Source organism: Rhodopirellula bahusiensis (assembly GCF_002727185.1).
Classification (GTDB): domain Bacteria; phylum Planctomycetota; class Planctomycetia; order Pirellulales; family Pirellulaceae; genus Rhodopirellula; species Rhodopirellula bahusiensis.
Window position 1 is genome coordinate 84,163 of sequence record NZ_NIZW01000020.1, and the last position, 19,071, is coordinate 103,233.

A 19,071-nucleotide genomic window follows, 5' to 3' on the forward strand; every position below is an offset into this window, starting at 1 on the left:
AAGCCGGGAAAAGTCGAAGACTCGGCGTTCAGCAAGAATCGGCGTGAAGGCCCGTTTCCATCGATCGGAGTCGATGGGCGACTGTTGTCAGTAGCTCGGTGGCCCCCACCGTGAGTTAGCATTCGTCTCGGTGGGGGACCACCGAGCTACAGGTTGAGCCGTTCTACTCTGGCAGATTCGCGATCGTTTTTTCGATTCGTGCGGTGACCTTGGTTTGGCCTAAGACTGCCAACGTATCGAACATGCCAAAGCCGCTGGCCGCTCCCGTCGTCGCGACTCGCAACGCGTGGATGATTTGGCCGATCTTGATGCCTTCCGATTCGCAGAATGACTTCACGGTCGTTTCCACACTGTCGGCGTCGAACTCGGTTGCTGCTTTCAAAGTCTCATTCAACTTCGCCAGCAACTCCTTCGCTCCGTCCGCTTTGACCAAACGTTTTTGATAGGCCTTGTCGTCGACGGCATAGTCGTCCACGAAGCAATAATCGAAATCGATGATGTCGCCGGCCATCTTCAGTCGATCGCCCGCCGCGGCCACAACCGCTGACAGCGTGTCGGCCGAGTCGTCTTCCGCGACAAAGCCAGCTGCGACCGCGAACGGACGCACCAACTCGGTTCGTTTCTCATCCGACAGTTCCGCGAACGCGTCGCCTTGGAATGATTGCAATTTAGCCGGGTCGAACGAGGCGGGAGCTTTGTTGACACGATCCAGCGTGAACTTCTCAATCATTTCCGCGATCGTGAACTTCTCGGTCTCGCCATCGAGCGACCAACCGAGCAACAACAGGTAGTTCAGCAACGCATCTGGCAAAAACCCGATCTCGCGGTAGAAGTCGACCAACACGGGATTGAACGTGTCCGCGTCGACTTGCATGTTGCAACGCTCGGCGATCTTTTCACCGTGAGCCAGCAACACGGCGAAGTCGCGGTTCTTTTTGTACTTGTCCAGTTTGCGTTTGCTCAGCTTGGCAGATCCGCCGGGTTCGGCCACGTAGGGTAGGTGAGCGTACGTGGGTAACTCATACCCAAGCGACTGAGCGATGAAGACTTGGCGAGCGGTGTTGGGCAAGTGCTCCGCGGCGCGAACGACGTGAGTGATCTTCAGTTCGTGATCATCGACGACGCTAGCCAGGTGATACAGCGGGCTGCCATCGGCACGCGCGATCACGTGGTCTTGTTCGGACGCCCATTCGACGATGACTTCGCCGCGGATCAAATCTTGGATCACGCATTGGCCTTCGCGTGGCATCTTCAGACGCACAACGCCTTGGCGACCTTCGGCTTCGAACTTGGCCGCGGCCGCATCGTCTTCCGCCATCCAGCGTCGATCGTAGACAAACGCCTCGCCAGCTTTCTGAGCTTCTTCACGAAGCGTTTGCAACTCATCCGGCTTGGCAAAATCGCGATAGGCATGTCCGTCAGCGAGCAGCTTTTCAGCCGCGGCTCGGTACTGGTCGCCTCGCTGGGATTGAAAGTACGGACCGTGTGGACCGCCGACATCGGGGCCTTCGTCCCAATCCATCCCGAGCCAACGAAAGCCATCCAGGATGGGTTTCAGAGCCGCCTCGACATTTCGTCCGGCGTCCGTGTCATCGATTCGCAGAATGAATTGGCCGCCGGATTGCTTGGCGAGCAACCAATTGAACAGGGCCGTGCGGACGCCTCCGATGTGCAAGTATCCGGTCGGGCTGGGGGCAAATCGCGTGCGAATCATGGTCGAAAAACACTTGGGATGAAATGGTGTGAGGAACGACCGGGAGTCCTCAACGTTTGGATGGATTGAGTCGACCGGTGTGCAACGTTCATGCTAGCAGGCCACCGAAACTTTCCTAACCCGCCAACCGCAACTCGTCCCGACTTGCAAAAACCACAACGGGCTTCCGAGTTGCCCCGTACGATGGGCTTCCAAGCCCGTCGGTGCTCGGCTCAAGTTCGCGACGGGCTAGGAAGCCCATCGAACTGTCCTGAAAACGACGAAAAGCCCGACGGGCCCGCAAGCAGACCGGTCGAGCTAGTCGTGGGGGTGGGTCGTGGATCCAACGCGCGTGTGTCGGACGACAACCACCCAAGCCTCCGCCCCTACGAAGGTGATGAGAACCGTTCCGAGTCTGCCAGCGATCAGCCGGTCAGTGACTCAGACCTGGTTCGTGTTCAGGTGCTTCAGCGAGGAATGGGTTTCCGTCGCACGGGTTGCGGTGCGTACTCGGCGGGTTCCGCAGCCGATGTCGCCGCGGGTGCCGTGTAGGCGGCAGGTTGGACTCGGCGAGCCGTTCCCCACGACGCACCATCGTTGGACGATGCGGCGGGCGATCGAAGTGGCTGAGCCGATTCAATCGAAGGAGCCGGAGTTGGGACGGTCACGGGTGGCGACAGTCGGTCGATCGGCTGAGGAGCTTGCAACATTTCTTGAGTGCTGCTGCCGTACTCCATCAACGGTTGGTGATCGTCGATCCGGATTGGATCGCGAACGATTCCCATGTCCATTGGCAACGCTTCGCCATTGGCATCGCCGAAAAAGACTTGGCCGTCAGCCGCGTTCATTTCGAACTCGCCCGGTGGCAACGTTTGTCCGTGAGTGGTCGTTCCACTGCCAATGATTTGCGAAGCGGAGTCCGCATCACGAACCGGCCCTTGGCGAACCACGCCTGGACGAGTCACGCCGTACTGCAACTTCTTGCCAGCACTTCGTTCACGAGCACGTTCCAGTGCATCCCAGTAGGCTTTCTTGTTCCAAGGTCCTTCTCGCAACACGATGCCGCTGTTGGCCAGCAAAGTGCCCTTCAAGTAGTCGACGTAGCTCAACGATTTGCTGTATTCAGCCAAGGCACGGTAGTAGTTGATTTCCGCTTGAGCCTTTCGTTGTTGACTTTGCAGGACCACGTTGATGTCTCGTGTGCCGGCTTCGAATTCAGCCAATCGAGTTTCCACTTCGGTTTCGAAAGCTTGCCATTGTTGTGCGTTGGTTTGCGTCAGTTGGTAGTGCGACTGAGCCTTGCGGATCGCCCCCGTTAGCAAACTGACCTGCAAACGCTCATCTTCCTGCAGTTTGCTTCTGGCTGCTGCCAATCGGAACTTCGAACCTTGGATTCGAGCAAGCTCTCGGCGGCTACCAATCGCGGGCGGAGTCACTTCGAGACGAACTGCCCCCTCCTGGAAATCACCACCGGTCAAACTGCCCAGTGCTGAACTTCCGGGTTCAGGAAATTCGCCGGTTCCACCATCGGGAGGACCAAGCGTGTCACCGACACCCACCCAGCGGTAAAGCAACGACAGGTTCACCTCTGGAAGGATTTGATTCTTCGCCGAGATCAATTCCAGTTCGAGTTGTTTGACGCGAGTCTTGCTCTTGCGAAGTTCAGGCGAGAGGTACAGCATTTGTGCGACTGATTCATTCCAGTCGAATTCGACGCGAGCGAGTGTCGGTTCGTCGATGGGACGAATCAAGCGACCATCGGTTGCCGCCAAGCCCATCAACTCACGCAGACGGTTTTCGGATCCGTAGACACCGAATCGGTCTGGGCCGGGCAGGTTCGATCCCGCCAATGCGGTTTCGAGCTGTGCCTTGAACTGGAAGTATTGACCTTTGGCTTGCGACAACTCTTGCAGCGTGCCAGTACCGTTTTCCATAGCGAGTTGAGCAAACTGTGCCGTTGCGATCGCACTGTTTCGACCAACCACCGAAGTGGCCACGTTGCGGTAAGCAACATACAGATCCCAGTAAGCGTTCTCGACGTCACGAACCAAGTTGCGAACCTGCAGTTCGTATTCAGCGATCGACACGTCTTCGTTGAGGCTGGCCAAGACAACTGGAATGCGATTGACCAAGGTGCCACGGTTTCGCATCAACGGTTGCTGGACTTGAGCTTCCATCGTAACGGTGTAGTCGCTCGGAACCACTCGTGATGCTGAGTTAAGTGCCAACGGTGCAGTCGGCAAATTGCTGTAGCCGTAGACCAATTGGTGACGCAGCGTGGCGACACCACCGGTAGCGAATCGTTTGCTGATCGCGGCTTGTGCGGTCACATCATCCGATTGGAACAGCGAGGTCGAAACAGCACTGTTGCCCGAGTTCCGTGGACGATCGGTGTTGCTGTAACTGATGAACCCGCTGGCTTGAGCATCGAACTCAGCCAACGCGTCTTCGACACCACCAACTTGATTGGCTCGCAGAACACCACGAGGCAGCGTGCGGTTGCCGTTGCTGTCGACAGTCAACGGGACCGACTGAGTCGTCGACTGTTGAATAGCGACGTCGTAAACGCTACCCACTTGCTCAAAGCTACTGCTGATGAACTGTTCCGCCACGTTCTGACGTGTTTCTGCGATGCCGCTGGTAGTGACGAAGAACTTCGCGTTTTGCAACGCAATGTTGGTCGCTTCTTCCAGCGTCAAATCCCAGAACTGGTAGTCGTGATTGCCAAGGGCCAGCGGAGGCAGCGACTCCGTCGTTTCAGGCAGACTCTCCACGTCCACATCCGGATATTCTATCTGGGTGGCTGAGTTGAGATAGTAGTTCAGGTCCGGTGACTCGTTCAAGAAGAACGGCTGAGTTTGTGCGCATCCACTGGCGATCAGGAGGGTGATTCCCAATTGCAGTTTTGCAGTCATACGGATCAATGAGCGTTTCATGCCCTGGACTTCCCTGGCGCGGTGCCGCCGCAGAACATACCCCACGAGTGCCGCGAATGCGGCATGGCATGTCCCCGGTCGGGCCGAGTGTGGAAAGCCCCCCTACAAAAGTCTCGCCCATCAACGTTCCACCGAATGGAACGAGACCTTCATCCGAAAGTAGGTATCGGGTTCCGATCGGGTAAACTTTGACGGCAATCCGAAAAATCGTGAAGTTTTTCGCCAGCCGTCCTTGAGGCTCCTTTTCGAGCCAAAACCGCAAGGATTCTGGCGGCTCGCTCCATGAAGATTTGATGGGCAACGAATGTTTCATTCTGAAGCGTCCAGTACAAAGGACGCTCGTCATGAAAGACTTCCGTGAAACTTGCCTTCGACCTCCCGCCAACTCTCTCGCCTGAATTCCACCATGAAACTCACCAAGCGTTTGCACCGTCGTCTCCTGCCTTTTTCCCTCGTCACACTTTGCTTCACCATTCCGTGTTTCACACCTTTGTGTCACGCCGATGAACCGGCACCCCAATGGTGGAAGGGAAATATCCACACACACTCGCTCTGGAGCGATGGCGATCAATTCCCTGAGATGATTGCGGACTGGTACCAATCCGAAGGCTACAACTTTCTGGCCCTGACTGATCACAACGTTCTCAGCGAAGGCTCACGCTGGATGGCGTATTCGAAGATTCTGCAACGTAGCGACGATGGAATTTTGGATCGCTACCGAGCCCGATTCGGCGACGCATGGGTCGAAACTCGCGGCACCGAGGGCGAGGCCGACTACCAAGTGCGACTCAAACCACTCGATGAGTTCCGTTACTTGGTCGAGCAACACCATCAATTCATCATGATTCCGGCCGAAGAGATCAGCGACCGTGGCGACGGCAAACCGGTCCACATCAACGCGACCAACTTGGCCGAAGCCCTGGAACCCGCCGGCGGTGACACCGTTCGCCAAGTGATCGAGAACAACCTCCGAGCGATTCTCGAACATGAAAAGGCCCATGGCCGGGAAGTTCTTCCTCACGTGAACCACCCGAACTTCCATTACGCCGTCACTGCCGAGGACCTCGCCTCGGTTGTGTCGGAACGGTTCTTCGAGGTCTACAACGGGCACCCGGGAGTCAACCATCTTGGCGATGACGAACACCCCAGCATCGAACGCATGTGGGACATCATCAACGCTCTGCGTCAGACTTCTCTGAACGTCCCGCCGATGATGGGCATCGCGACCGATGACAGCCACGAATACCACGGTAAACCCGGATCGCGTCCCGGCCGCGGATGGGTGATGGTCCGCAGCCAATACCTGACGCCCGAGCACCTGATCCGAGCGATGAAACGCGGCGATTTCTATGCGTCCAGCGGAGTCAGCTTGGACGATGTGAAATACGACGCCGAATCGAAAACCTTGTCGCTGCAAATTCAATCCGAACTCGACACGACTTACCAAACCAAGTTCATCGCGACGCTGGCAAAAGCGGATGGATTGATCGACGAACACCGGATCGGAGTGACCGTCGCCACATCCGCCAGCCTCCAGCCCGAATACACGCTGACCGGAAAGGAGCTGTACATCCGGGCGGTTGTGACCAGCAGCCAACCTGCCCGAGACCCGTCGTTCAAGGACCAAAAACAGCAAGCCTGGACCCAGCCCGTTGGCTGGGAATCGCCCTGATTCGCTGCTTTCCGCCGGTTTGAACCCGCGGGATCCGGGGACCGTGCGTGAACTCTATGTTGATCGGCCGATTTGGGCAGGTTATCGTAGAAAGCATGAGCAAGAAAAAAAACCTAAATATCTCCCGGGGTCCCGAAGGCTGGACCGTTCGAATCGTTCGCGAAGGCGAGCAGCACTCCAAGTACTTTCGGTTCTCCGATGGCGGGATCCGAAAGTCACTGGCCAAGGCCCAGAAATGGCGTGATGCCAAAATCAAAGAGCTCGGCGAGCGACAATGGCGCAAAGGGCCTCGCAAGAAACCCACCAACAACACATCTGGCATTACAGGTGTCAGCAGAAACTTCTACGGCCGCTGGGTCGCGACTTGGCAGGAAGACGGGGTCCAACGTTTCTTGACGTTCAAGACCAAAAAAGAAGCCGTCGCTCATCGAAAAGCGATGGTCGAGGACGCGGGTTAGGGAACGCCAGACTTTCGCCCCGATTTCCCTTGGCCGCATCAATCACTGACCGGTCAGCTTTCCCATGCTGATTCGCTCTTCGACACCAAAGCCAAGTGACCGGTAGAACGCAACGACTTCACTGTTGTCCGCGATCACTTGCAAGTTCACCTTGGGACAACCGCGACGGGTCAGTTCCGATTCAGCATGCTGGACCAATCGCGACCCGACGCCTCGTCGTCGATAGACGGGCGAAACGGCGACGGAATACAACCAACCTCGGTGCCCGTCGTACCCGGCCATCACGGTCCCGGCAACATTCCCTTCTTCGATCGCGACGAAGAACAAGTCATCGCTCGCTGCCATTTTGCGATCGATCGATGCACCTGGGTCATTGTGCCCGGTCGAACGTGGAAACACGGTAAGCCAAAGGTCCGCGACGGCATCACGATCTTCGGCGACAAACTTGCGAATCAACATGAATCCTTGCCACCGAGACAACAGCAAACGAATGGGGTCATCGGTGAGACCAATAGCTGGGAACCCGCGATCCGTGTGCAACAGCAACCACGACCACAGCGTCGCGCTCGATACGGTAAATCACTCGAAACGGAAATCGACGTAAAAGAAAAAAGCGGTGCCGAGCATCGCATTTCGGGTAACGTGTGGGCTCCGCATCGATCAACGAGAATGCTCGATCCAGCTCAATGTCGAAATCCTCGGCAACACCAGTACTTCTCTTCGCATACCACGCAAGCGACTCGGAATAATCGCGTTCAGCACCTTCGAGAACGATGACACTAGTCATCGAGGCCGGCCTGACGACGAGCGCGTTCTCGAACCTCTCCCCAGGAAGAACCAGACATTTCGCCTGAGTCATAGGCGTCGCTTCGACGATTCGCTTCAGTGATCCACTGCGTGCTTGGTGGCACCCAATCAGCGGGCGAGATGTCGTCCCAAAGCGCCTCGATCAACCTTGCTCTCTCCGCAGAGGGAAGAGCCTTCGCCGCCGTCAGAATCTCTTTCATTGTGGTCATATTGCAGCAACCCAACTGATTCGCAACCAGAGAAACCGTAACGCCACATTCAACCGACGTGACCAAACCATTCTATCAACCGCTGCAACTCGCCGCTGAACAATCAAGGCAACAGGAACACCTGTAGCTTGCGGCAACCGTGGGCTCCGAGGACCAACGATTGTTCGATGTCAGCGGTTTTGCTAGGGCCGGATACGAAAACTCCAAACCCAGGATCCGGTGTTCCGATTCGGGCGTACGCTTCGTGCATGTTGTTGAGCAAATCGGATCGCGAAATCACGATGGCCAAGTACTGGGCGATGAAGATCATGACTCGGTGAGGCAATGTCTTTCCATCGATCCAAATCGCTCCATTTTCCGCCACGCCGAACTCGCCGCGAACGATCGTCCAGTCCAACGTCGACAAAGAATGCGGGTCGTCAACAGTTGCCAAGTCCACCGTCGATGCAACCGCGTCCGGAACCGTCGAAGCGATCCGGCGAGCAGACTGAAAGACCTCGATGGTATCCAACTTCTCGCGAATTTCGCCGGGAGTGTTGACCAAGTGGGCTTCACCGCCCACCGACGCCAAAGTCTCTTGAAAATGCTGCAAACGATCTTCGAACTGGATCACGCGAGCGGGATCGATCGTGGGCAACTCGGGCGCGTCCACGACGCAACCTTTCAATCGATCCAAAACGGTTTGCCGACTGTTGGAATGCGCTTCGTTCACGACCGCTCCTCCTTTGAAACCGCTTGCGAAGCCGTTGGACGATTCTTGGCATACCACTCGTGGAATGACTGCTTCGGCGGCTCGGGAAGATCTCGATCCTTCGCCCACGTGTTGAATCGATTGTGAGTCAGTGCTTTCGGCAACACTTTCAAAGCGACTCGTCCGAAATAGCCAGCGGCTGCAAACAACGGCGGATTCTGGAACAAGAACGAAGCGGCCTTCATCGCCATCCGTTTGTTCCAAGCGACCAAACGTTTTCCCACCAACACCTTTCGCCACGCCAGCAATTGATGGTGCAACGGAATCTTGACCGGGCAAACGTCGGTGCACGAACCACACAAACTGCATGCAAACGGCAAACTTTTGTGAGCCTTCGCATTCTTCGCTGGCCCCAGCACACTGCCGATCGGCCCAGGCACGGTGGCTCGATAGCTGTGCCCACCGCTGCGTCGATACACCGGGCATGTGTTCATGCAAGCGCCGCAGCGAATGCAGTGCAACGATTCGCGAAAAGTCTTGCTGTCGCGAATTTTGGATCGGCCGTTGTCGACCAACACGATGTGCAGTTCGCTGTTCTCGTCACGAGGCCCATGGAAGTGCGATGTGTAGCTGGTGATCGGTTGCCCCGTCGCGCTGCGAGCGAGCAATCGAGTGAAGACCGAAAGGTCTTGAAACCGCGGCACCAGCTTTTCAATTCCCATGCAAGCGATGTGAATTCGCGGCAGAGAAACTCCCAGGTCCGCGTTGCCCTCGTTCGTGCAAACGACCAATCCGCCAGTGTCAGCGATTGCGAAATTGACACCGGTGATTCCGACTTCACCGCTCAAGAACTTGCCTCGCAAGTGACCACGGGCCGCTTCGGTCAGCACCTGCGGATCGGACTCGCCAGCCCGCGTTCCAAGGTGCTCGTGAAAGGTGTCGCCGACCTCTTCCTTCTTGATATGAATCGCAGGCAGAACAATGTGACTGGGGGTTTCACCACGCAATTGAACAATGCGTTCGCCCAAGTCCGTGTCGACGACGTCGATCCCGTTGTCGATCAAGTACTCATTCAGGCCGCACTCTTCGGTCAGCATCGATTTGCTCTTCACGATGCGAAGCGTGTCGTTGCGACGAAGCAGATCCAGCACAATGCGGTTGTGTTCCTCAGCATCGGCCGCCCAATGAACAACCGCACCCAACCGAGTCGCGTTGGCCTCGAATTGCTGCAAGTACTCCGGCAGTTTCGCGATCGTGTGGGTCTTGATCGTCGACGCTTGCTCGCGAAGGTATTCCCACTCGGGAATTGAATGCGCTTGTTTGTCACGCTTGCTGCGAACGAACCACAACGAGTCATCGTGCCAATGCGACCGCGGCTCATTGGTCACGAATTCGCGAGCGGCACTCGGGTGATCGACGATGGGAAGAGTGGAGGTCAAGGAAGTCACTTCGCTTTGGAATTCATTCAAACAAACAAGAACGCCGGATCGTCAGTCGGTCACTGATTCGCCATCGCTGACGAAGACCGATCCAAACCGCTGGAATCTGACTGGATCGCTTCGTTCAATACTTCGGCAACATGCTTGACCGACATCGGCATGTTGCGTCGCCGAATCAATCCGCTCATGTGCATCAAACAGCTCATGTCGCCAGCGACCATCACTTCGCTGCCAGAGGAAATGTGATCCGTCACTCGGTCCACTCCCATCGCCACACTGGTCTCTCGTTCAGCAACCGCAAACGTCCCGCCGAAGCCACAGCATTCATCGACACGGGTGATGGGTTTGATTTCAATTCCTTCAAGTGATTCCAACAACATCCGCAATTTGTCTTCTCGCGGAGTCATGTTCTCGCTGCATGCACCCAATCGCAACTCTCGCAGCCCGTGACAACTGGAATGAATGCTGACCGGGCGATCGAAACGCCCAGGGATGGAACGAACCCCCAACTGATCGACGATGAACTCGCACAATTCGAACGTGTTGTCCCGCAGATGCTGAAAATCGGTGTCTTCGGGGCCGAAGTAATCCGAATAGTGATTCCGGATCATCGACACGCAGCTGCCAGAGGGGCACACCACGGCGTCATATCCGGCGAACCGCTTCACCCACTGCTTCGCGACCGGCGCCGTGTCGGAATCGCACCCCGTGTTGGCCATCGGCTGGCCACAGCACGTTTGACCGGCCGGATATTCGACCTGAACCCCTAAACGTTCCAACACTGTCAACGTCGCAATTGCGACATCCGGGTAGAACTGGTCGATGTAACAGGGGATGAACAGAGCAACAGTCATGCGAGGCGGGGACGTTGGGCAATTGAAAGGAAAATCGCGCATGCAAGCAAACAAATCACGCTAACGCAGAGAGTATAGACTACAGGTCCACCGCCGTAGAGAACGCCCTCGGCAGAATTGAATCCGGTTGATTTGTCGCTTCCGTAGAGTCAGGATGAAGCGCCACCTCATTTGCTTTCCTCGGATGAAACATGATCTCCGCCGCCAAACCCACCACGTGCACGCTGGTTGTTTCCAAGGGACAATCTCGCAACCCGGCCAAACGAGGCCTGGAAACGGCGATTGCACAGGCCGCGGGCCAGCTCGACGGCGTCGAAGTCATCATGGTCCCTCACCTGTACGATTTGCCCAAGGGTGGTGAATCCCTGGAGTTGCTGCAGAAAATCGAAGGCGACCTGATCGTCTGCAGCTGGATTTTCTCACGAGCCGCCCACTGGGTTCTGGACCGCAACGGAATCGGCGGCGCCACCGGCGAAGTCGAACTGGGTGCGGATGACGAAGACGAGGAAGAACTATCACTGGCGGAACCAGATCCAGCCGCCGAAGAACAAGAACCAGTCGACCGGGTCACGGATTTGTATCCTCGGCCGGATCGCACGATCCACTGCCTGGACCTGAAGGTTTCCGAATCGGTGGACGACTTCGTTGGCGAAATCAAACGCATCCTCCAGCTCGAAGAAGCGGATGATCGATCGCTGCCGATTGTTGGCGGAAAGATCGTCGAAGTCGATGAAACGACCAATCGACGCTGGTACCCGGTCATCGATTTCAGCCGCTGCACCAATTGCATGGAGTGCATCGACTTCTGCTTGTTCGGCGTTTACGGAGTCGACGGGGTTGAAAACATCTTGGTCGAACAACCGGACAACTGCCGCAAAGGTTGTCCCGCATGCAGTCGCGTGTGTCCCGAGAACGCGATCATCTTCCCTCAACACAAGGCTCCCGCCATCGCAGGAGCCGTGACCGAGGGCGACGAAGGATTCAAAATCGATTTGTCGCAGTTGTTCGGTGCTCCTACCGACAAAGGCGACCCGATCGCGACCGCCGCGCGAGAACGCGATGAGCAGTTGTTGCTCACCGGTCGCGAAGCGGTGGGAATCGACGACAACCTGAAAAAACGCCAAGCTGCTCTGAACGAGAAACCCAAAGACAACTTGGATCGCTTGATCGATTCGCTGGACGAATTGGATTTATAGAGTATTCGCGACCAGAGGTTCTCGGGTTGAGCGACAGTACGACGGACTTCCAAGTCGGTCGACATCTATACCGACGGCCTTGGAAGGCCATCGTACTGGACTTGTTGGTTCGTCTCGGCGGGGACCGCCGAGCTACAGGTTGGGGAAATTGGAGCTACGCTTGGGGCTCGGTCATCTTCCATGGATCCAACGCTTCGGTCAAAACGTCGTCCTCCAAGATCCCTTTTTCTTTGCACAACTCGCGAATCGTTTGGCCGGACTTGAACGCTTCTTTTGCTAGCGCCGCGGCTTGTTCGTAGCCGATCAACGGGTTCAGGCTGGTGCACATCGAAAGGCTTTGCTCCACCGCGGCTTCGCAAGCTTCTTCGTTGGGTTCCATGCCGTCCAAGCAGAAATCGATGAACGCGGTCACGCCACCGGCCAACAACTCGATCGATTCCAAAACGGTATGGGCCATCACGGGCATCATGATGTTGAGCTGGAAGTTTCCTCCGCATCCGCCGCTGACCGTCATGCAGGTGTCGTTGCCGATCACGCGAGCGGCAACCTGCATCAAAGACTCACACATCACCGGATTGACTTTGCCGGGCATGATCGAGCTGCCCGGTTGGCGAGTTGGCAATTTCACTTCGTAGAAACCGCAACGCGGCCCGCTGCCCAGCCAGCGAATGTTGTTGGCGAGACCGAGCAATGTTTGGGCGACGCATTTTAGCCCTCCGTGCGAGTCCACCAATCCGTCACGGTTGGCGTTGCCCTCGAAGTGATTGACCGCTTCGATGAAAGCGATGCCGGTTTGCTCCGACAAACTGGCCGCGACGCGAGCACCAAACTCCGGATGCGTATTGATTCCACTGCCGACCGCGGTGCCGCCAACGGGCAGTTCAAGGACCGCGTCTCGGGCAGCCTCGGCGCGGGCGATCGACAACTCAATCTGACGAGCAAACCCACCAAACTCTTGCCCCAAACGCAACGGCGTCGCGTCCATCAAGTGAGTCCGCCCGATCTTGATGATTTTGTCCCACGCCTGGGCCTTTTCCGTCAGTGACTCGTGCATGCGGCGCAAAGCGGGCAGCAAACGATTCTCAATTTCATAGGCCGCCGCCACATGAATCGCGGTCGGGAAGGTGTCGTTGGTCGACTGCCCCATGTTGATGTGATCATTGGGGTGAATCGATTTCGCCTCGGCCATCCGATCGCCGCCATCGATTTCAATCGCGCGATTGGACAACACCTCGTTGATGTTCATGTTGCTGCTGGTGCCGCTTCCCGTTTGGAACACATCCACGGGGAACTGGTCGACCAGCTGTCCATCGGCGACTTCTTTGGCTGCGGACAACATCGATTCGACTTGGCCGTCGCTGAGCGGGTTTTTGCCCGAGCCCGTCAATTTTCCGAGATCACGATTGGCGATCCCACAAGCCAGTTTGACGCGTCCCATCGCGGCGATCATCGATGGAGGCAGCTGCCAACCACTGACGGGAAAGTTTTCGACCGCCCGTTGAGTCTGGGCACCGTAGTAAGCATTTTGCGGCACGCGGACTTCACCCATCGAGTCGCGTTCAGTTCGGAAATCGGTCATGGCGTGGTTGGATCAACAGAGAGTGAAACGGGTCATCAAAAGCAAAAAACCGTCGGGACAAACATCCTAGCGATCCACCCAAACGGCGCGAACGACGCCCGAAACCCAAACTCAGCGACGCTTTCTGCTACTATCTGGCGTTCGGTCGAACTGTAGGGAATGAATCGCACCACACGGCGACCGAAATTGGGTGGCAGATTGCCTTCCCACCAAACTCTGGACCTTCAAATCGACATTGGATACGAATCGGATGATGCCTTGGGATAATGGGTCAGCGATGAAACGCTTGGCCGCATGTTTGGGTTTGTTTTCGCTCGTGATTTTTTCGGGCGACGTTTTTGCCGCGGAGTCGGTCGGCGATGTCGGTGCGCAGACGGCTGAATCCATTTCGATGACTCCCATCTGGATGGTCCTGGCAGGCATCGTCAGCGTGCTGGCGATGATCATCGGGTTGAAGCTCAATGCCTTTCTGGCGCTGATCATCTCGGCATTGTTCGTCAGCCTTCTGATCGGGTTTCAGTCCGGTGACGATGCGGGCTCCCGGATGGAAGCTGTCGTTTCCGCCTTTGGTGGTTCAGCCGGCGGCGTTGGCATCGTCATCGCCATGGCGGCGATCATCGGCAAGTGCATGCTCGACAGCGGATCCGCGGACCGAATCGTCCGCACCGCCGTTGGTGTCACCGGCGAAAAGAAAGCCTCACTGGGATTGATGGTCAGCGGTTTCATCCTGGCGGTGCCGGTTTTCTTTGACACGGTTTTCTACCTCTTGGTGCCGCTGGCTCGCAGCCTTCACAAACGCACCCAAGCCAACTACTTGCGTTACCTGATGGCCATCGCCACCGGCGGCGCGATCACTCACACGTTGGTTCCGCCGACACCCGGCCCGCTTTTGGTGTCCGCGATCTTGGGTGTCGACATTGGAATGATGATGGCCGTCGGTGCCGCCGTCGCCATTCCATCCGCGATCCTCGGTCTGATCTTCTCGATCGTGGTCGACAAGAAGATGCCCGTCCCAATGCGTCCGCTGGGTGCCAACGAAGACAAACACGAACCCTTGGCCGAAGAGCAGCTTCCATCGCTTTGGGCCTCGATGTTGCCTGTCATCCTGCCGGTTGCTTTGATCGGTGCGGGCACGTTGGCCACCACGTTGGCAGACAAAGAAGATCGCGCGGCGGTCACCGCAGCGGACATCGAAAGCTTTGAACTCCTGAGCGAAAAATTCGCCGACGCCAGTGCCTTGTCACCAGCGGGCCGCATGGTCAATAGTTCGAAATTGACCGATGAACAACGCGAAACTTTGAAGGCACCGCCGACCACTCCCGAACAAGAAGCCCTGTTTGTCGCCGCGATGAACGACGCGTTGCTCGACCCCGACTTCTACGACGCCGATGCGTTTGACGATGTCGAAATCCCAGAGGTCAGCAGCGAACTGATGGCTGCCAACCAACTGCGAATGAAACCCGTTGATCGTCGCCGCATGAACCGGGCTCTTTTCGATTCGGCTTACCCTGAATTGCTCGCCGCACATCGCTGGGACAGCTCAATGCGAAAGACGGCCAATTCGCTCGGACTGTGGAGCAACCCGAACTTTGCGTTGTTGCTGGCAGCTTTGTCGGCGATCCTGACCTTCAAAATCGTTCGTCAACTGTCGTGGCGAGAGGTCGGCGTGGACGTGGAAGAATCACTGATGAGTGGTGGCGTCATTATCTTGATCACCGCCGCGGGTGGTGCTTTCGGAGCGATGCTCAGCGGGACCAACATCGCCAGCACGATCCAGCAATTCTTCGAAGGCCGTGAAGCCGCCGGGCTGGCGATTTTGCTGCTGGCTTGGTCGATTTCCGCGGTCTTGAAAGTGGCACAAGGCAGCAGCACCGTCGCCATGATCATCGGTGCCGGAATGATGGCCGCGATCCTGGGCGGGCAACAACCGCCGTTCCACTTGGTCTACGTTGCGACCGCCGTTGGCAGCGGATCATTGATGGGCAGCTGGATGAACGACAGCGGATTTTGGGTGTTCACCAAAATGGGCGGGCTGACCGAAAGCGAATCGCTGCGAAGCTGGACACCGCTCTTGGCGACCCTGTCGATCGGTGGCTTGGTCACCACGATTATCCTCAGCCAAATCGTCCCGATGGCAGGCTGAACGTAAGGTGGCCCAACAAGGCCGCCGGACACGACGAAAGACCGTACGATGGCCTTCCGAGGCCGTCGAAGACCAGTCCATTAGTCTTCCGTTTAGCCAAAACCGCACTCGACGGCCTTGGAAGGCCGTCGTACAAATCAGTCTTACTTCGCCGTGTTGGTGAAGCGGGCTTCGCGGACCACGGTGACTTTGATTTCACCAGGGTAGGTCAACTCTTTTTCAAACGTGGACGCGATGTCACGGCAGATCGCAGCGGCTCGCTCGTCGCTGACTTGCTGACTGCCGACCATCACTCGTAGCTCGCGACCGGCCGAGATCGCATAGGCCTGCTGCACGCCATCGAACCGTTGGGCGATGGATTCCAATTCTTCCATCCGTTTGACATATCGCTCCAAAGATTCGCGTCGGGCACCGGGACGGGACGCACTGCAGGCGTCGGCCGTCGCGACCAACATCGTGTAGGGGAACTCGGTCACAATTTCGTCGTGATGGCCTTTGGCGGCGTGCACCACTTCGTCGTTTTCTTTGCTGCGACGCAAAAGGTCCGCACCGATTTTGGGGTGGCCGCCTTCGAGTTCGTGATCAGCCGCTTTGCCAATGTCGTGAAGCAATCCACAACGACGGGCCAGGTCGCCATCCAGACCGATCATCTCCGCCATCATCCCGGACAAGAACGCCACTTCGACGCTGTGCCGCAACACGTTCTGGCTATACGAGGTCCGAAAATGCAATCGACCAAGCATTTCGATCACGCGATCATGCAAACCCGATATATTGACTTCGCCGGCGGCTTCGTGCCCCTTTTGCAGAATGAACGCCTGGATTTCTTTGCCGGCCTGCTCGACTGTTTCTTCAATCTTCGACGGATGGATCCGACCGTCCGCGATCAACTTTTCAAGTGACATGCGAGCGACTTCGCGGCGGACCGGATCGAAGCCGCTGACCACAACCACGCCGGGAGTGTCGTCGATGATCAAGTCCACACCGGTCGCTTTTTCGAACGCACGGATGTTGCGACCTTCGCGGCCGATGATGCGGCCTTTCATGTCGTCGGTCGGCACGCCAACCGTGCTGGTGGTCGTGTCAGCGGTGTGCACCGACGCGTAACGCTGCATGGCCGTCAACAACATCTCGCGAGCCTGCGCATCGACTCGTCGGCCCAATTCACGCTGATGTTTCAGCACCGTTGAACCGATTTCGTGCTCGAGATCTTGACGGAGTGATTGCATCAACTGGTCGGCCGCTTCCTCCTGAGTCATGCCGCTGACCTTCTCGAGCGACCGCTGGCTTTCCTGCACCAATCGATCCAGCTCGGCACGTTGCTCGGTCAGGTTTCGCATCTGCGCAGCGAGCCGAGTTTGGCTGCTTTCCAAACCACGCTGGGCTTTCCGCAGGGACTCTTGGCCGGACGCCAATTGATCTTCCCGGGCGTCCAGTTTGCGATCGCGAATTTGTTCTTTTTCGCGCATGGTCGCCACTTCACGATCCGCATCGGCTTTGACAGCCAGTGCTTTTTCGCGAGCGTCGACGATGAGTTGATTGCCTCTTGTTTCTGCTTCTCGACGAGCGGTCTCGAGAACCGCCTTGGCTTCTTCATCAAGCCGTTCTCGGCGTTTGACGGCCTGACGCTGGATGAAGGCCAAAACGGCGGCAATACCGAGGAAAAAGAAGAACAGGCAATAGAGGATGGTGGTGGCGAGTTGCGGATTCATTAGATTCTCGAAGCCGCTTGTTCATCCCAGGCGCGCACCATTGGTCGAGGAGGTGCGGAACGCCTTGCTTCACACATGATCGCGGCGAAACTGGGCTGGCAAAAAGAACGCCAACCGTCGCAAAGCGAGTGAACAGCAGATAAATTATCAGCCACATGAGCAAAACGTCCGATGCAAAGCACGGGATTGAAAGCGGTGGTGTTAAGACGGAATCGCGAGTGTAACCGACCTCACTGACGCGGGAAACGGACTCGCCCCCGCAGGACGCTCCCAACCACCAAATGATCGGCGACGTGCCTCCAACAAATCCCAACGAGTCGTCGACCTGGCAATCCTTGCGTGACGCAATCCGATTGACCTGGCCCAACCGACACGGCAGGTCATCCGACGTCGCAACGCTGATCGGATGCAGTGGCGGTGCCGACAGCGTCGCGTTGGTTCGGTTGCTGGCGGAACAATGGGCGGAGGAGTCACGTGCAATCAGCGGCTCGGACGAAGCTCGACCGATTCCCACGGCACCGCTCGTCGTGGCTCACTGCAATCACGGACTTCGCGGCGAAGAATCCGATGCCGACGAAGCATTTGTTCACGCACTCTGCGACCAATTGCAACTGCCTCTCGTCGTGCATCGTGTTCGTGAGCAAGCGAGATCCGCTGCAACCATCCAGGCCAGCGACGAACAAACGCTGCGACAGATCCGTCGCGAATTTTTTGTGCGAACCGCGAAGCTACACGGTTGCCGTTACGTGGCCGTCGCCCATTCGGCCGATGACCAAGCCGAGACAATGCTGCACCATTTCATTCGCGGCACCGGGCCACTCGGGTTGGCCGGCATCGCAGAGTCATCCGATTTAAACGCGGACATTGTTCTGCGGCGACCGTTGCTGCAAGTCCGTCGCGAATCCTTGCGAGCCGGCCTTCGCGAGATCGGACAACCATGGCGAGAGGACGCCAGCAACCAACTCACGCACTACACCCGCAATTGGATTCGCCGTGATGTGCTGCCGCTCGTCGAGAGTCGATACCCGAACGTGGTTGAAGCGATCCATCGTGCAGGAACCCTGCAACGTGAAACGAACGAGATGGTTCGCCGGATGGCTGATCAGTGGCTAGAAAGATACTCGGAATTGGATGACAACCGATGGACCGTTCACACCGAGCGACTGTCGCGATCGACCAACTCCGATTTTTCAACAGCCCAATCAACCAACAGCGTCCACTGGGCGACCGAACGGCCGATCATCGTCGCGGCGAGCCAACTGGCGTGGGATCGCCTGGGTTGGCCTCGCGGTTCCATGACGATGGATCACTGGCAACGACTGTCGATGCTGATTCATGCTGACTCGCAATCAATCTCCCCAACGGCAGATTCTTCAGCCGGCCAAGCCGACGATGCCGCGAACCATGGCGGTCATCTTCCCGGCGGCATCTCTCTTTGCGTTCAAGCGGATCGCTTGGTGCTACGAAGCGAATGACGAGCAAGGTGTCGGTTGATCGACACAATCCGGTCGACCGAACCAGCCCGATCAAACGGCCCATCACGTCGTCGGTTTGACTTCTGCAGCACGCAATCGGTGTTTGGTTGGGGGCCTGACACGAAGCTGAGAGTTACGGTTCCCAAAGGAACCCGCGCGGATCGACCGCGGACCTCTGATTAATTGCTTGCTACCGCGTCTGGCTGA

At 57.1% G+C, this 19,071-nt stretch carries 15 protein-coding genes; 5 read left to right on the forward strand and 10 right to left on the reverse strand.

Annotated features, from left to right (window positions below; translation table 11 throughout):
- Positions 1-163: 163 nt before the first annotated feature.
- Both gltX and CEE69_RS22835 read right to left on the reverse strand, forming a co-directional pair.
- Entirely contained in the window at positions 164-1,714 is a 1,551-nt protein-coding gene (gltX, locus tag CEE69_RS22825) for a glutamate--tRNA ligase (protein ID WP_099262921.1), read from the reverse strand.
- Between the two features lie 446 nt (positions 1,715-2,160).
- A complete protein-coding gene (locus CEE69_RS22835; protein WP_099262923.1) occupies positions 2,161-4,629 on the reverse strand; it encodes a TolC family protein in 2,469 nt (822 codons plus the stop codon).
- A gap of 406 nt (positions 4,630-5,035) precedes the next feature.
- Here CEE69_RS22835 and CEE69_RS22845 point away from each other — a divergent pair, with 406 nt between their 5' ends.
- The gene (locus CEE69_RS22845) at positions 5,036-6,301 is read left to right on the forward strand and encodes a CehA/McbA family metallohydrolase domain-containing protein (protein WP_099262924.1); all 1,266 of its coding nucleotides are present in this window, start codon (positions 5,036-5,038) and stop codon (positions 6,299-6,301) included.
- Positions 6,302-6,357: 56 nt separating this feature from the next.
- The gene (locus CEE69_RS22850) at positions 6,358-6,759 is read left to right on the forward strand and encodes a hypothetical protein (RefSeq protein WP_099262925.1); all 402 of its coding nucleotides are present in this window, start codon (positions 6,358-6,360) and stop codon (positions 6,757-6,759) included.
- Between the two features lie 42 nt (positions 6,760-6,801).
- Here CEE69_RS22850 and CEE69_RS22855 read toward each other — a convergent pair whose 3' ends face one another.
- The 6 genes from CEE69_RS22855 to CEE69_RS22880 all read right to left on the reverse strand — a co-directional run bounded on the left by CEE69_RS22855 (position 6,802) and on the right by CEE69_RS22880 (position 10,759).
- The gene (locus CEE69_RS22855) at positions 6,802-7,218 is read right to left on the reverse strand and encodes a GNAT family acetyltransferase (protein ID WP_099262926.1); all 417 of its coding nucleotides are present in this window, start codon (positions 7,216-7,218) and stop codon (positions 6,802-6,804) included.
- A gap of 37 nt (positions 7,219-7,255) precedes the next feature.
- Positions 7,256-7,618 carry a type II toxin-antitoxin system RelE/ParE family toxin gene (locus tag CEE69_RS33755; protein WP_099262927.1) on the reverse strand — a complete coding sequence of 121 codons (363 nt, stop codon included), beginning with the start codon at positions 7,616-7,618 and terminating at the stop codon, positions 7,256-7,258.
- Positions 7,539-7,775, reverse strand: a complete 237-nt coding sequence (locus CEE69_RS22865) for an addiction module protein (protein WP_143549316.1) — start codon at positions 7,773-7,775, stop codon at positions 7,539-7,541. The genes CEE69_RS33755 and CEE69_RS22865 overlap by 80 nt, the downstream gene beginning before the upstream one ends.
- 103 nt (positions 7,776-7,878) lie before the next feature.
- Entirely contained in the window at positions 7,879-8,487 is a 609-nt protein-coding gene (locus CEE69_RS22870; RefSeq protein WP_099262929.1) for a LutC/YkgG family protein, read from the reverse strand.
- Positions 8,484-9,935, reverse strand: coding sequence for a lactate utilization protein B (locus CEE69_RS22875; RefSeq protein ID WP_099262930.1), 1,452 nt, complete (start codon positions 9,933-9,935; stop codon positions 8,484-8,486). The genes CEE69_RS22870 and CEE69_RS22875 overlap by 4 nt, the downstream gene beginning before the upstream one ends.
- A gap of 29 nt (positions 9,936-9,964) precedes the next feature.
- Positions 9,965-10,759, reverse strand: coding sequence for a (Fe-S)-binding protein (locus CEE69_RS22880; RefSeq protein ID WP_099262931.1), 795 nt, complete (start codon positions 10,757-10,759; stop codon positions 9,965-9,967).
- 191 nt (positions 10,760-10,950) lie between these two features.
- On the opposite strand from CEE69_RS22880, the gene CEE69_RS22885 reads away from it, so the two are divergent.
- Entirely contained in the window at positions 10,951-11,955 is a 1,005-nt protein-coding gene (locus tag CEE69_RS22885; RefSeq protein ID WP_099262932.1) for a 4Fe-4S dicluster domain-containing protein, read from the forward strand.
- Between the two features lie 154 nt (positions 11,956-12,109).
- On the opposite strand, the gene CEE69_RS22890 is transcribed toward CEE69_RS22885, so the two are convergent.
- Entirely contained in the window at positions 12,110-13,534 is a 1,425-nt protein-coding gene (locus CEE69_RS22890; protein WP_099262933.1) for a class II fumarate hydratase, read from the reverse strand.
- Positions 13,535-13,784: 250 nt separating this feature from the next.
- Here CEE69_RS22890 and CEE69_RS22895 point away from each other — a divergent pair, with 250 nt between their 5' ends.
- Complete coding sequence (locus CEE69_RS22895; protein ID WP_233215543.1) at positions 13,785-15,677, forward strand: GntP family permease; 1,893 nt, start codon at positions 13,785-13,787, stop codon at positions 15,675-15,677.
- A gap of 143 nt (positions 15,678-15,820) precedes the next feature.
- Here the strand turns inward: CEE69_RS22895 and rny are convergent, their stop codons facing one another.
- Positions 15,821-17,389, reverse strand: a complete 1,569-nt coding sequence (gene rny / locus CEE69_RS22900) for a ribonuclease Y (RefSeq protein WP_099262935.1) — start codon at positions 17,387-17,389, stop codon at positions 15,821-15,823.
- Between the two features lie 293 nt (positions 17,390-17,682).
- Between rny and tilS the strand changes: the two genes are divergently transcribed.
- Positions 17,683-18,864, forward strand: a complete 1,182-nt coding sequence (gene tilS, locus CEE69_RS22905) for a tRNA lysidine(34) synthetase TilS (protein WP_233215544.1) — start codon at positions 17,683-17,685, stop codon at positions 18,862-18,864.
- Positions 18,865-19,071: the final 207 nt, after the last annotated feature.